The sequence below is a fragment of the Bacillus sp. S71 genome, from assembly GCF_016625265.1.
Lineage (GTDB): Bacteria > Bacillota > Bacilli > Bacillales > Bacillaceae_G > Bacillus_A > Bacillus_A cereus.
Map to the genome: position 1 here is coordinate 415701 of NZ_JACVUW010000003.1, position 14450 is coordinate 430150.

Genomic DNA, 14450 nt, shown 5'->3' on the forward strand with positions numbered 1-14450 from the left:
TATATTATTCCTGAAGGTTTCGTTTATCACGTTTCTTACCCTAACTGACGTTTAAATGCTTTACTGGCGAAAAAGTAAGAGATGACCATTATACCTACGCACCAAGCGAGCGCAATCCAAATATCGTTACCAACAGTTCCTTCATATAAAAGAGCACGAATCGCATTCACGATTGAAGTTACAGGCTGATTCTCCGCAAACACACGAACAATTTTTGGCATCGTTTCGGTAGGTACAAAGGCCGAACTAATAAATGGAAGAAAAACTAGCGGGTACGAGTAAGCAGTCGCCCCTTCCATAGACCTCGCTTTCAATCCTGGAATGATAGCTAGCCATGTTAGCGCCAGCGTAAACATCCCAAGTATCCCAGCTACCGCGAGCCAATCTAGAATATTAGCACTGGAACGAAAGCCCATTAAGAGTGCAACAAGAATAACCACCCCGATAGTAAGTACATTAGCAACTAGAGAGGTTAAAACGTGAGCCCACAATATGGATGAGCGCTTAATAGGCATCGTAATGAAACGTGCCATCAGCCCACTCTTTACATCCGTAAAGAGTCGCACGGAAGTGTAAGCTACACCGGATGCGATAGCCATTAGCAAAATTCCCGGCAATAAATAATTAACGTAGTTTTCCGTTCCAGTTTTTATTGCGCCGCCAAACACGTAGACAAATAATAGCATCATCATAATCGGTGTAATCGCTACTGTAATAATTGTATCCGGACTGCGCATAATGTTACGCATTAAACGACCTAGTAATACACCTGTTTTACTTTTCATTTACATCTCCTCCTTTTTGCCAATGATCGAAAGGAATATTTCTTCCAATGTCGGTTGCTTCTCGATATACTCCACTTTTGCTGGCGGGAACATCTCTTTTAGTTCAGCAAGAGTACCTGTCGTAATAATTTTTCCGCCATGCAAAATAGCGATACGGTCTGCCAGTTGTTCTGCTTCTTCCAAGTACTGAGTCGTAAGCAAAATCGTTGTGCCGCTACCGGCAAGTTCCTTGACTGTATCCCACACTTCGATTCGCGCTTCAGGATCAAGTCCAGTCGTTGGTTCGTCAAGAAAAATAACTGCTGGCGCCCCAATTAAACTCATCGCGACATCAAGCCGGCGCTTCATCCCGCCTGAATACTGATCTGCCCTTTGGTTTGCCGCATCAGTCAGGCTAAATCTTGCAAGTAGATTGTCAGCAACTTGAGCGGGATTGGAAACACCACGTAATTTGGCGATCACTATCAAGTTTTCCCTCCCTGTCAGCATACCGTCTAAAGCTGCGAACTGCCCTGTCAAACTGATACTTTGACGAACATGGTCTGGTTGACGCTGTACATCAAATCCGCAAATACTTACTTCACCGCTATCTTGCTTCATTAGCGTCGAAAGGATGTTAACCGTTGTCGTCTTTCCAGCTCCATTTGAGCCTAGCAGCGCGAAAATTTCTCCACGCTGCACCTCAAAATCTACCCCTTTTAAAACTTCCTTGTCTTTAAAGGATTTTTTCAAGCCTTTTACAGAAATCGCTGCATGACTCATACTTTTTTCCTCCCTATAAAAATGTTTTGCGAAGACTATTTATTTACCTCTATCTATTTAGTATCACTGATATTCTGTATTACTTAGTACCGAGTTAAAAATATAACTGAATAGCTATGATGGCAATTCATATGTGTAACCAGCTAATCAGTCGGTACTACTTATTCCATTTATTTTTTTCTCAATTTCTTCATAATACTTTCATTCAAATCTTCACGATACTTGGAGACGTAAGTTTTAGCATTTGCCACTAGTTCGTCAGCAAAGGAAGCCACGTCATCCCCAGTAATGTCAAGCACTTGTCTTCCTTCCGCTGCACCCGCTTCGAACAAATCGATTAATTCATACTGTATGTGTAACATATCCATCCCGTTACCCGCTGAAAAATTCCACATGTAGTTTTGAATTTTCTTAAATACAAATTGGTAGTCCTCTGGCAGAGCCTCAACTCGTGCCATCATCATTTTGTACTCTTTTTTATCACCAATTAACTTTTTGAACATTTCTAACATCTTATTTTCCTCCTTTTTTATAAAACCGAACAAGAAATTCTCAAAATATCGGCCGGAACATTTTATCTTATGAACCTATTTTGACTTCAAGACGTTAATTTTTGACGATACAAAATCCCATTTTTTCCAAAACAATTCAAGCTCCTGGCGGCCTTCTTCATTTAATGAATAAAACTTACGAGGCGGTCCCATATCTGATGGTTTCTTTTCAATATTCACAAGCTTTTTCTTCTCTAATCGTACGAGGATGGTATACACCGTACCTTCCACAACTTCGGTAAACCCAAGATCATTCAGGTGGCGGGTAATCTCATAGCCATACGTTTCACGGCGACTAATGATTTCCAGTACACACCCTTCCAGTGAACCTTTCAGCATTTCAGTTAAATTTTCCATGTCCTGATCCTCCTTTACCCCCTATTCTGTCTGACTTATATTCAGTATCACAGAGTACTAAGGCGAATTTTTTACTGAACAGTTTTTGTGAATCCGAACTATTCAGTATCACTTATTACATCTACATTGTATGACTAAGTAGTTATGGATGTCAACTGATTTTTAAATTTTTTCTAAAATCCGCTATTACCTATTGTCTACTGAAAATATTTTGAGAAGCAACACTACTCAGTATTGCTTATTACAAGTACATCGTATGACTAAGTAGTGATGGATGTCAACTCGATTTTTAATATTTTTTCTAAAATCAACTATTACCTATTCGATACAGCCTATTTTCTTTTTTTATTTTGCCCCATACCTATCCCACTAAGAAAAGAAAATACCCCAAAACAAAAATTCTACATTTTTATTTTGGGGCGCTATACTATACCAAAGTTAATGAATATGGCTAGCTCTTCTTATTAATAAGACAGATCATTTTTTATTACGATAACATCATAGCCATATCTTCTGCTGCATTTGTAATTAGTTTTAAACCAAATGTTTCTTGTAATACATCAAGCACGCCAGGTGAAATAAATTCAGGAGCCTTTGGACCGATGCGAATATCTTGAATCCCAAGACTAAATAGCCCTAGTAAAATGGCAACCGCTTTTTGTTCAAACCATGATAGTACAATACTTACTGGCAATTCATTCACTTCACATTGAAAAGCATCAGCTAAAGCAGCCGCTATTTTCACTGTAGAAATTGAATTATTGCACTGTCCTAAATCAATGTAACGCGGAATTTCCGTACCAGGTACAACACCGTAATCCACATCATTAAAGCGGAATTTCCCGCAAGAAGTTGTTAAAATAACCGTTTCTGGCGGAAGTGACGTTGCTAATTCACGATAATATTCTCCGCCTTTTCCCGGTGCATCACAACCGGCGATAACAAAGAAACGCTTTATCTTCCCCTCTTTTACTGCATCAATAATTTCTGGAGCTAATGATAATACTGTATTATGATGAAACCCTGTCACTAACTGTTCATCCGACTCCATATGTACTTCTGGAAGTTCTAGTGCTTTTTGAATCAATGGTGTAAAATCATCATTTTCAATTTTTTGTACACCTTCTAAACCTGCAATGTCATATGAAAAGAATCGATCAGAGTACGAGCCTTTAATTGGCATAACACAGTTCGTTGTAGCTAATATGGCACCAGTAAATTTTTCAAAAAGGCGTCTTTGATCATACCATGCCTTACCGATGTTTCCTTTTAAATGTTTATATTTTTTCAGCTGCGGGTATCCGTGTGCTGGTAGCATTTCAGAATGCGTATAAATATTAATGTCTTTTCCTTCTGTTTGCTTTAATAGTTCTTCTAATGCAAATAAATTATGGCCCGTAACTACAATTGCTTTACCTTCTACACGATTTTGTGTAATTTGTACAGGCTCTGGCACACCAAAATGATTCGTATGTGCCTCATCCAATAACTCCATCACCCGTAAAGCTGATTTCCCAACTTTCATAGCCATATCAATATGCTCTTGTTCGTTAAAGTTAGAATTTGTTAATGTCATATATAAAGCTTCTTGTGTTGTAGCATCTACAAATGCATCCGTATACCCTAGCTGAGCAGCATGTGTGCGATAAGCTGCAATTCCTTTTAGCCCAAACACAATCGTATCTTGTAAACTCGCAATCGTTTCATTCTTGCCACAAACACCCATTACTTTACATCCGCCTGTTGGCGTTTGTTCACATTGATAACAAAACATATCATCCCACCCTCTCCCAATCATTCATTACACCTTAAGCATAATACCCATTGAAAAAAAGTGATGTGATATCAATCACAATAATATATAAAGATTTGTGACAGTTCATATTGTTGACATAATACTTTTATTGACATCCAAAAAATATACATTAGTGTGCACACATCTTTCGATACTTTTAAATAGCTAAATAATTAATTTGGAGAAATATATACAACGAAAAAATTTTTTTGAATCCCTTATACAAATAATTGCAATTCATCTCATATGAAAATAGCGTATTTTTTATTTTAAGGAACTATCATTTTTTTATTAAAGCCTTCATTGTAAACCTCTTTATTTACAATACATTTACACTATCTTAACATTACTTACATTATTTATATGATATATTTATATAGAAGCTACTTAAGAAATTTCATATACATTTTATCTTTATGATCTCTAATCTAATCAATAAAAAGATCATGTTATATTTTTATAACAGGGGTGAATTACGATGACTGAAACTTTAAAAACACTTATAATGCTTGATGCTACTTACGTTGTTATTGCAATTATGACAGTACTAGTATTTGTATACTTGGAATTAAAATCTCAGTAATATACGCTGACGTAATCGACAGATTCAGCATTTAAATATAGTTAGAAGAAAGAGAGGAGAAAATTATTTCTCCTTTCTTTTGTATTTCTACAATTTCTTATTTTAATAAATCCAATGTATGTAAAAGTAATCCCTTGTCTCCTACTTCTCCATGACCAGGTACTACCGAATTTATATTTCCATATCGCTTCAGCACATTCTCAATCGATGTAGACCATTCATTTACATACGCATCCGCAACATTTCCTAAATCTTTAGCTTCCGCAGATTTTACTAAACAGCCTCCAGCTAAAATTTGATATTGTGGCAACCAAACAACAATATTATCTTCTGTATGTCCTTTCCCTGGATAGAACGTTTCTACTTTTGTATTGCCAAACTTCAAACTCGTAATTGTTTGTAAATCTCCAAGCGGCTCTTCATATCCACTGTTCTTTGCTAGTTCTGCGGTTAATCCTGTACTATGCGCTTTAATGCCTCTTTCTTTCAACGCTGTTATTCCGCCAATTCGATCAGCGTGCGCATGTGTAATAATGACATCTGTTACGCGCTTCTGAAATTTCTTTTCTACCATTTCTATTAGTTCCTTCGTTAATTTGTTATCCCAAGAAGAATCAACAAGTACTAACCCTTTAGAAGTATTAAGAACTAGACCGTTCGAAGGAACTGCTTCTCCATTAAAATAACCTAACTCCGTATGAACCCATACATTCTTGTTTAACTGAGATATTGAAATGGTTCCCGTCTCATTTTTGATTACTATTTGCTCTACCTTTTGTGATGCTTGTGCAGAAGAAATCGTGCTAACAAATTGAGTTGTTCCTAGTAAACTTACACATAATCCTACTTTTAACAACGTATTCTTTTTCATGTTATCAACCCTTTCTTTCAAGCTAAATAGTTATTACCTATATTAGACAATTCATCTCAAATGTTTGTTCCATCTTCATTTGCATACTTTTATGTAATTAACAAAAAAGCGTACAAAATTTTGTACGCTTTAAAACTTAATCTTCCATTCCATAATTCTCAAACTCTTCCTCATTCCCATAAAATACATTCAAATCAATATACTTTTCTTTTCCATTATAACCGCTTAATCTCCCGCGGTTCGTGTATTGCCAAAACGTCCATTTTCTCTCATCAGATAAACTCGGTTTTGTAAGAACACTACGAATCCATATATTACATTTTGGATACGCATCCTTTATATATAAATCATACGCCTCTTGCGTTGCATACAATATTACTTTCTTATCGTAATGTTTTTCTAGCATTTCAATCATGACCGCCAACTCTTTCGTAACATCTTCACGCTTAGGCGAATTATCTTTTTTGTTAGCGTAAAACTCAACATCAATCACGGGTGGCAGTGCTTGTTTATATTTTGGAACAGTTCGTATAAATTGCTCTGCTTGTGTTTTACCCTTACTATCGAAACTAAAAAAATGATACGCTCCGATGCGCATATCTGTCTTATTCGCATTCCTCCAATTTTTCGAAAAGTACTCATCCACAAACGAACTTCCTTCAGTCGCCTTTATAAACGCAAACTTCATATTTTGCTTTTCCAACTCTCTCCAATCTATATCCCCTTGATACGATGCGACATCTACACCTTTTATTTCATACTTATCAGCACTTATTTGATTCGGAATGAATATGCCTTGAAAAACTAAGTAAACGACAACACTTATTACACTAATTAAAGTAAAGATTCCTCCTATAATAAGCTTCTTTTTCATTCATATCACCCATCTTTACAAATTAAAATTCTACTTACCATTCGCGCTTTTTATTAATTTTCATTTTTTCTTCAAACGCCTTCTCTAAATCAATATTTAATTTATTTGCTAAATCACATACATTCCAAATTACATCAAACATTTCTAAACCGATTTCTCTTTTCGCATCTTGTATTGTATCACGCTTTAATATGACTTCCGCTAATTCACCTAATTCCGCCATCGTATATATCGTACGCTCTTCAATTGTTGTATCTTGAAATCCTTTTTCTTTACTGAAATTTGATACATACCTCTGAAACTCCACAATATTCATACTTAATCTCCCCTCATTACCAATACTCCATTTTTCTATTACACTTAAAACTAAAATTATATTTTGTTAAATTATAACATTCGGACTATAATTTATTTATAGCCCATTAACGGAGGTGTTTGCAATGACTCTCTTCGCTTCCCCATCATTATTCATAGTGGCAATCCTTTCATTTGCACTAGCTTATTTCATTGGAGTAAAGCAGTACACTTGGCTCTTATCAGGATTCAACGAACGCCGCGTGCCTGATAAAGTGAAACTATCAAAAATAGTAGGTCTTTATAATTTAATTGCTGGTGTCATTGCGACAATCGGTAGTGTCTTCACTACGCCTAATGTCACAATCGTTATTCCTATCACTCTAATTGGACACTTTATAATCGCGGCTTATGTAAATACACGCATGGTGCAGTAAAAAAGATCACCCAAATGGATGATCTTTTTTATAATTTATCAACATATTGCTTCGCTTCTAGTAAGGAAAAACCAAAAGCTTCTCTTACTCTCTTAACTGCTGTAATTTTTTTGCCTTCTTCTACAAGCTGGCGTAGTTCTTTATTAATTTCAGGTTCTCTTTCTATAATTCCCATTTCTTTCGTAATTAATTGTAATCTATCTTCAATTCTCTTTAAACGCGCATCATTTTTCTTTTCAATTGTAGTTAATTTTTCAGCGATATAAATGAAACCAAAGGCTACTATCAGTATAACCATCCAGAATTCCATGAATGTTCCCCCTTACTAACTTTCATTTGCTTTATCCCACTAACTTATGTAAATTTTACCACATTAAACATTTAATGTATAATATCACTATATCAAACTGTTAATAAAACCTATTATTTTAGGGGGACACTTTATGAAAAGATTTTTAAATACGTTACTTCAATTTGTAGTTCTTTCAATCGTGCTACATTTGTTATTTGATATAGTTGGTTGGCTTGTTTTCAATGCACCAATTAAAAACAAACAAATCATCATTTCTTTAATAACAATCTCATGGGTTATGTACATGTACCGAGACAAATTTTTTCAAAAGTTCACTTCAAACTAACTAAAAAAGAAAACACTTCATTGGTGAATGACGAAGTGTTTTCTTTTTTTTACTACTGTATAATAAAAATACTACTCTGTCTTTAAAGAAAGGAGTCACCATGAACTTAAAAAGTAGCAATATATACGAGAAAATGAACCAATATTCCGTTGCAGGTTTAAGCCTCGCTGTTATATGTAATGGCAAACTAGATGAAGCGACTGCCTTTGGAACACTTGAAGCTGGAACAACTAGAGCTGTTACTACAAATTCTCTCTTTAATTCTTGTTCTATCAGCAAATTCATCACTACAATGCTCGTACTAATGTTATCAGATCAAGAAATCTTGCATTTAGACGAAGACGTAAATGATAAACTCACATCTTGGAACATTCCTACTAATCTATTTACTTCACAAAAAAGCATCACTTTGAGAAACTTATTAAGCCATCAATCTGGACTCATTGATCCACCTAATAGTTTTGAACATTATACACCTGCAAAAGGCTTACCTAATATGTCTGAGCTCCTTTCCGGTAAAACACTATATTGCCCCGTACCTATAGAGGTAACTTATAAACCAGAAAGTGAATTTCACTACTCAGACGCAAACTTTTGTATAATCGAACTACTACTAGAAGATATTACAGGAAGATCATTTAGTCAGTTATTAGAAGAACACATCTTCCAGCCATTACAAATGAAAAATAGTACACTTTTTTCTCCAAAAGACATAGATAAAACCGATGTTTTTGCTTGCGGACATAATAAAGATAGAACTGTAACAAATGAGAAGTATCCATTTTATCCATTCGCAGCTGCTTCAGGTATTTGGACAACACCAACTGACTTATCAGCTTTAGTTATTGAAATCATTCATTCCTTACAAGGAAAGGGCAAACTAAAACTTTCTCAAAAATTAGTAATAGACATGATTTCTCCTCAAGGTTGCTCAAAATGGACTGGATTAGGTGTTTTTCTAGATGATTCTAATGAAGAATTACAGATTTATTCACTCGGATGGGGCGTTGGATTTCAATGTATGATGGTTTGTTATCCATACTGCGGGAATGGTGCTGTTATTATGACCAATTCCGATTTAGGTGTTCATCAAATGGAAGGGATCATTGGTGAGGTTGTAAAAACGTTACCCTTATAATGAAAATAAAAAAGCTGTTCCTTCCAGCTTCTTTATCTATATAACATTTTTCGCAACAATTTTTATATGTTCTGGTGCGATAATCTCCGTTATACTTTCTTGGAAATCTTCCCGCAACATTTCTTCCAAATGTTCTAACTGCACTTCAACATGAGTGCATTCTAAATTATGTATATTTAACAGTGCATAATGATCTTTCTTCTTAATTACTAAATATTGATTTTCCTCTGTCACAAGTACAGAACCTAATCGGACTCCTAGTAAGCGTTGATCATCAAACTTCATAATTACTTCTCCTTTCTGCTTTAAAAATGTAATGACTACAAAAACCAATTTAAGGAAATAAATCCTATATTGACTATATCACACTTTAGTAAAATATAAATATCATATTTCCTTTTACTAAAAACCCCCTATTCTTTCATATATTTCGATACAAAAAACTTTCTCAACATAAAATTAGAATTTTCAGTTTTTATTCTTATGAAAATCAATTATAATAAAGTTAATAAATGTTTGACCTCTCCTAATTCATGTACATATGGATGATCAGTAGTCGCTGCTACTGATCTATTTTTTTGATTTCAGAAAGCAAATATGCTGCATCCTTTCCTACACCACAAATAAGTGCAGAACCCCTTTGAGACTGCCACGGCAATCCGATATAATACAATCCTTTTACTGGACTTATTCCCTTTATATGATTAGGAAATCCTTTCTCATTCACTGCTTGTTCAATTTCAATCCAATTATAATTTTGAACAAAACCAGTTGACCATATAACGCTTTCTGCACTATATGTTTCACCGTTCTGAAACATAATTTTATTTTCTGATGCACTTACTACTTTTTCCTGTAGTTGTATTGCTCCATTACGAATGAGTTCCTTACCTTCAAATCCAAAAATAGGATCCTTTCTCTTTTGAAACCATTTCCCCCTCTTTGTATTTACTTCGGCGTACAATAAACCCAATTCTTCTAACCAATTGAAAATACTTTTTCTAAAAAGATGTAACGGTAAATACGTTAAAGGATGACTAATAGACATTGTAACTTCATGAGTCTTTGCAAGTTCTACTACAATTTGCATTCCCGAATTCCCTCCACCTACTACTAGTACTTTTCCCTTAGGAATTTGTGATGGTGATTTATATTGTGATGAATGTATTTGATAAACATGCGATGAAAGATGTTGTGAAAATGAGGGGATGTACGGTTGCTGAAAACCACCTGATGCGATAATAACTTTTTTCGATTGTAAAATTTCTGTAGGAGTGTGCAATTCAAATATTTCTTCCTCCTTTCTTATTTTTATAACTTCCGTTTGCAATTGTACCGGTAATTGAAAATGTCTTGCATATTCTTCTAAATAAGTTGCAATTTCATCTTTATATGGAAATTCATTTTTTTCACCTATTAACGCCATACCCGGCAAGCTACTGTAAGACCTTGGGGTAAAAAGCTGCAAAGAATCATATCGATTTCTCCATGAATCACCAACTCGTTTTCCTGCCTCAAGTAATAAAAAATTATACCCTTCTTGCTTCAAGTAATATCCCATTGTTAATCCAGCTTGACCCGCCCCAATAATAATTAGATCTTTCATTCTAATCCCTCCTCTTCTTAAACGTATGAATACTTGTTCATATATTCATACGTTTCCGTAATCATAACATTTTCTTTTTATATGATTCAATATCTACTCAAAATAAAAAAGAGCAGTTCACTGCTCTTTGAACTACTCTTCATTCCATTTCTACAATTTTTCCTCGTATAGTGTAATTCTATTTGAAAACGGATCAATTACAGTTAATTCAATTGTACCCCAAGGTGTTTTTTCTATATTCGGCTTCGAATAAGCATATTCTTTACTTAATACTACAGAATGATAATCCTTTACATCATCTATTTTGATCCGAATCGCACCACCTGGTGAGGCATCACCATGATGTTCTGATAAATGTATCACAGCATCCTGTAACGAAATTTGCAAATATAATGGCATATTTTCCTCATACCGATGTTCCCAATCCAGTTTAAATCCTAAAAAACCTAAGTAAAATAGTTTTGCTTTTTCAATATCAAAAATTCTAAATATAGGTGTTATCATTTATACTCTCCTCCTATTTATAAACATCTGCTGCCAATTCTCTCAAAACTTCCACGTTTACTACTTCAAAACAACCATCATTCTTCTTTATTATCTCTTTATCACAAAAAACATTTAATGTGCGCAACAAATGCCGATAGCTCGTTCCTAACAATTCCGCTGTTTCCGTTAAATTCCCACTAAATACAATTCTATTTTCATGCTGAACTGCTCGTTCCCCTGCTGCTAACATGTAACTCGCTAGTCTATTTTCAAGTGGATACAATAAATTAATTGTACTGTTTTTGGAAAGTCGGTTTAATTTATGTGCTAATGATCCGCAAATACATCTTAAAAATTTCGCATCATGAAATAGCTTATTTCTCACTTTTCCTAAAGGTAACCCCACACAATACGAATCTGCCATCACTTGTACGTTTGAAGTGATTCTTTGAGAATGAATTAACTCCACATCTCCAAGTAACTGCAAACTATCGTAAAAACATAATAATACCGATTTTCCGTTACTTAATGTGTTAAACGCTTTCGCTTTTCCTTCAACAAAGAAATATAAATAATCTATCTCTTCATTTTCTCTACAAATAAACTCATTCTTCTTAAAAAATATAAGCTCCATATATGGTTTCATATTATTAGTAAAAAATGAATCAATGTTATTTTGCTTTATATACTCTGCCAATTTAATTGAATTACATATTTTCTTCATAGTCCCCCACCTTTACAACTCATCCCCATTGTAATCAAAATTTTCTTCTTCCACTATGACATATGTCATAACAATACACAATTTCAGCATGATACAGTCATTACAAATATGAAATATAAAGGGGATATTACATTGTATAACTTTCTTTCTGTCTTTATTGGTGTGCTCATCGCCGTTATGCTTCCATTGAATGGAATTTTATCCGAGTTAATTGGGAAGTATACAGCCAGTGTTGTCATTCACCTTGTCGGTTTAATTGCAGTTATTTTCGTTTTAATCTTAAACAAACATAAAATTCATTTCGATAAAGGTATTTCACTTTTTTTATATAGCGCTGGAGCGATTGGAGTATTCACTGTTCTTTTTAACAATATAAGTTTCTCCGTCCTTGGTGCCTCTATTACGATCGCATTAAGTTTACTCGGTCAATCCATTGCTTCCATCGTTATTGATCATTTCGGTTTATTAGGAATGAAAGTTGCAAAGTTTGAAAAGAAAAAACTAGTTGGATTATGTTTCATCTCTTCTGGAATTATAATCATGACAATTTATTAATGGGGGCAAGAAAATGTTATATATTACGATCGCTATTTTAGCTGGTGTTTCTATCGTTGTTGCTAGAATTATTAACGCGAATTTAGCAAAGGAAATTGGAAACTGGGAAGGCACGTTTTTCAATTATATTACTGGATTATTTTTCTCTATGTTATTTTTAATTTTCAGTTCAGATTCATTGTATATCCCTATTCATAAGTTGCAATCTATTCCTATCGCCGTATACTTAGGCGGATTAGTAGGAGTTATCGTTATTTCATTATCCAACTATATTACTCCTAAAATATCAGCCTTTTATTTAACATTACTCATCTTTATCGGACAATTATTTGCGGGGACTATTATTGATTTCTTCCTGACAAATGAACTCTCAATTGGTAAAGTTATCGGTGGCATTTTCGTATTAATTGGGCTCACTTACAATTTACTCATAGATCGCCCGATAAAAACTGTGAAGCATAACCAAGTTCAACTATAATACTTTACGCTTACCTATCATATATTAATAGAAAAGCTCTTCACACGAAGTAATAGAGAGGAGAAAATCCTATTAAAAAAATTATTTTATTGCTAGGTAGCATATTAATTATTTCTGGAATTGCATGGTTTATAAACTCGGGAAAATCTATTCAAGATCTCTATACTGCAAATAAACCGAAAAAGAAAGCTACTATTATTTCAAGCTCGCGAGATCCAAATGAGCCCCCTGTTTTTTTAGGAAAACAGGAAATAAAAGATATACATGTAGAATCAATTAAAACAAAACAGGATATCTTTCTCACAAAAACAGATGAATTAAAAACGTTTATTAACAGTATGAATACCGCAAAAAAAGGTAAATTAACATTAGATGAAGAAGGATCAGACTTAATAGATTGTGATATGTGGATTACTTTCGAGGATGGAACTTATAAAAAATATTTCATATGGGTAGTTGATCATCACAGCAGCGAAGTGATGATTGCTCAGCAAGATACTCCTGATGATGTAAACCTTACGTACTATCAGTTAAACGAAGATAGTTCAAAAAAAGTTTATAATTTATTTAAAAAAATTTTTTAAACGAAAAAGTCATGAGCACGTAAGCTCATGACTTTTTGCATTATATATATTCAGGGAACACTTTACATCCCTTTTCCTGTTCTATATCATGACCAAAGAAAATAATTGGCTTCTCTTTCATCACAACTTCTTTTAAACGTTTAATTGAAGATAAAGCTAATTCCGAATCAAATCCCGCGAACGGCACTTCATCTTCAAAATTTTCTTTCGTATAAGATGCATCAATCGTTAATAATACAGGACCGGATTTTTCTGTCTCAATTAATAGCGACTGATGGCCTGGAGAATGACCTGGCGTATACAATAATTGAACACCTGGTACCACTTCATAATCCCCTTCAATAATTTTATAGTTCAAATGCGGTAATATACATTCTTTCATATATTCTTCTCTATGAAGTGCTGCCTCATATTCCGTTCGTTGCACAATAATCGGTGTATTTGTAAAAGCACCGTTTCCTCCTGCATGATCAAAATGTAAGTGAGAACTAATAATATATAAAAGGTCGTCCGGCTCATACCCTACACGCTTTAATATATTCACGATTCTATCTTCTTCAGTCATTTTCGGTAAAATCTGTCCTTCAACAAATGTACCGTTAAAAAGCCCTTCATTATTAACTGCACTTTCTGGCATACCTGTATCTACTAAAATAGGCCCCTCTTCTGTCTCCAAAAGATAACACCATACAGGTAAGTTCAATAAATTCCCCGGCGCGAGTGTACTATTAACAGAAGAATGATCTAACATACAACGACCTGCTGGGATGAAATAAAGTTTCTTTACTGTCATTATGTATCCACCTTTACATTTAGTTTTGGATAAAGTAATACAGTAAAAAATTCTTCTTTTTAGAAATAAACTCCTTCTAGACTATCAGTACAGCTTACATAAAAATGAAACATTAACACCGATTAACGCTGAAAACTTA

At 34.3% G+C, this 14450-nt stretch carries 20 protein-coding genes; 6 read left to right on the forward strand and 14 right to left on the reverse strand.

All coding sequences use genetic code 11. The features are described 5' to 3' along the window. Positions 1–35: 35 nt before the first annotated feature. The 8 genes from IBT51_RS09040 to IBT51_RS09075 all read right to left on the reverse strand — a co-directional run bounded on the left by IBT51_RS09040 (position 36) and on the right by IBT51_RS09075 (position 6894). Positions 36–785, reverse strand: a complete 750-nt coding sequence (locus IBT51_RS09040) for an ABC transporter permease (RefSeq protein WP_098678165.1) — start codon at positions 783–785, stop codon at positions 36–38. Then, complete coding sequence (locus IBT51_RS09045) at positions 786–1547, reverse strand: ABC transporter ATP-binding protein (RefSeq protein ID WP_098678166.1); 762 nt, start codon at positions 1545–1547, stop codon at positions 786–788. It lies immediately after the preceding gene. A gap of 170 nt (positions 1548–1717) precedes the next feature. Continuing rightward, positions 1718–2059 (reverse strand): DUF1048 domain-containing protein, encoded by a 342-nt coding sequence (locus tag IBT51_RS09050; RefSeq protein ID WP_000891986.1) that lies wholly within the window; start codon positions 2057–2059, stop codon positions 1718–1720. Between the two features lie 75 nt (positions 2060–2134). Continuing rightward, complete coding sequence (locus tag IBT51_RS09055) at positions 2135–2455, reverse strand: PadR family transcriptional regulator (RefSeq protein ID WP_000429488.1); 321 nt, start codon at positions 2453–2455, stop codon at positions 2135–2137. 487 nt (positions 2456–2942) lie between these two features. Further along, entirely contained in the window at positions 2943–4229 is a 1287-nt protein-coding gene (gene hcp, locus IBT51_RS09060; RefSeq protein ID WP_002094103.1) for a hydroxylamine reductase, read from the reverse strand. Between the two features lie 701 nt (positions 4230–4930). After that, positions 4931–5704: a BcII family subclass B1 metallo-beta-lactamase gene (gene bla2 / locus IBT51_RS09065; RefSeq protein ID WP_200458128.1), complete on the reverse strand. Its 774-nt coding sequence runs from the start codon at positions 5702–5704 to the stop codon at positions 4931–4933. Positions 5705–5840: 136 nt separating this feature from the next. Further along, complete coding sequence (locus IBT51_RS09070; RefSeq protein ID WP_200458127.1) at positions 5841–6578, reverse strand: glycoside hydrolase family 25 protein; 738 nt, start codon at positions 6576–6578, stop codon at positions 5841–5843. 34 nt (positions 6579–6612) lie between these two features. Continuing rightward, a complete protein-coding gene (locus IBT51_RS09075) occupies positions 6613–6894 on the reverse strand; it encodes a MazG nucleotide pyrophosphohydrolase domain-containing protein (RefSeq protein WP_071731223.1) in 282 nt (93 codons plus the stop codon). Between the two features lie 124 nt (positions 6895–7018). Here IBT51_RS09075 and IBT51_RS09080 point away from each other — a divergent pair, with 124 nt between their 5' ends. After that, positions 7019–7309 carry a DUF3784 domain-containing protein gene (locus IBT51_RS09080; RefSeq protein ID WP_071731224.1) on the forward strand — a complete coding sequence of 97 codons (291 nt, stop codon included), beginning with the start codon at positions 7019–7021 and terminating at the stop codon, positions 7307–7309. 28 nt (positions 7310–7337) lie between these two features. Here the strand turns inward: IBT51_RS09080 and IBT51_RS09085 are convergent, their stop codons facing one another. Beyond that, the gene (locus IBT51_RS09085; RefSeq protein WP_000397721.1) at positions 7338–7619 is read right to left on the reverse strand and encodes a hypothetical protein; all 282 of its coding nucleotides are present in this window, start codon (positions 7617–7619) and stop codon (positions 7338–7340) included. Between the two features lie 133 nt (positions 7620–7752). Between IBT51_RS09085 and IBT51_RS09090 the strand changes: the two genes are divergently transcribed. Together IBT51_RS09090 and IBT51_RS09095 are read left to right on the forward strand one after the other, a co-directional pair. After that, complete coding sequence (locus IBT51_RS09090) at positions 7753–7947, forward strand: hypothetical protein (RefSeq protein ID WP_000819660.1); 195 nt, start codon at positions 7753–7755, stop codon at positions 7945–7947. 100 nt (positions 7948–8047) lie between these two features. Further along, positions 8048–9085: a serine hydrolase domain-containing protein gene (locus tag IBT51_RS09095; RefSeq protein WP_001050187.1), complete on the forward strand. Its 1038-nt coding sequence runs from the start codon at positions 8048–8050 to the stop codon at positions 9083–9085. 36 nt (positions 9086–9121) lie between these two features. Here the strand turns inward: IBT51_RS09095 and IBT51_RS09100 are convergent, their stop codons facing one another. The 4 genes from IBT51_RS09100 to IBT51_RS09115 form a co-directional block, all read right to left on the reverse strand. After that, positions 9122–9370: a hypothetical protein gene (locus IBT51_RS09100; RefSeq protein WP_000666948.1), complete on the reverse strand. Its 249-nt coding sequence runs from the start codon at positions 9368–9370 to the stop codon at positions 9122–9124. 277 nt (positions 9371–9647) lie between these two features. Further along, positions 9648–10691, reverse strand: a complete 1044-nt coding sequence (locus IBT51_RS09105; RefSeq protein ID WP_197241928.1) for a flavin-containing monooxygenase — start codon at positions 10689–10691, stop codon at positions 9648–9650. A 150-nt stretch (positions 10692–10841) separates the two neighbouring features. Next, positions 10842–11195 (reverse strand): glyoxalase superfamily protein, encoded by a 354-nt coding sequence (locus tag IBT51_RS09110; protein WP_000632406.1) that lies wholly within the window; start codon positions 11193–11195, stop codon positions 10842–10844. A 13-nt stretch (positions 11196–11208) separates the two neighbouring features. After that, positions 11209–11901 (reverse strand): cyclic nucleotide-binding domain-containing protein, encoded by a 693-nt coding sequence (locus IBT51_RS09115; RefSeq protein ID WP_000717647.1) that lies wholly within the window; start codon positions 11899–11901, stop codon positions 11209–11211. Positions 11902–12009: 108 nt separating this feature from the next. Between IBT51_RS09115 and IBT51_RS09120 the strand changes: the two genes are divergently transcribed. From IBT51_RS09120 to IBT51_RS09130, 3 genes are all read left to right on the forward strand, one after another. Continuing rightward, positions 12010–12456: a DMT family transporter gene (locus IBT51_RS09120; protein ID WP_140155581.1), complete on the forward strand. Its 447-nt coding sequence runs from the start codon at positions 12010–12012 to the stop codon at positions 12454–12456. A 13-nt stretch (positions 12457–12469) separates the two neighbouring features. Next, on the forward strand, positions 12470–12934 hold the full coding sequence (locus IBT51_RS09125; protein WP_000965811.1) for a DMT family transporter: 465 nt from the start codon (positions 12470–12472) through the stop codon (positions 12932–12934). 89 nt (positions 12935–13023) lie between these two features. Next, complete coding sequence (locus IBT51_RS09130; protein ID WP_000901530.1) at positions 13024–13518, forward strand: hypothetical protein; 495 nt, start codon at positions 13024–13026, stop codon at positions 13516–13518. 40 nt (positions 13519–13558) lie between these two features. On the opposite strand, the gene aiiA is transcribed toward IBT51_RS09130, so the two are convergent. Then, entirely contained in the window at positions 13559–14311 is a 753-nt protein-coding gene (aiiA, locus tag IBT51_RS09135) for a quorum-quenching N-acyl homoserine lactonase AiiA (RefSeq protein WP_000216591.1), read from the reverse strand. Positions 14312–14450 lie beyond the last annotated feature (139 nt).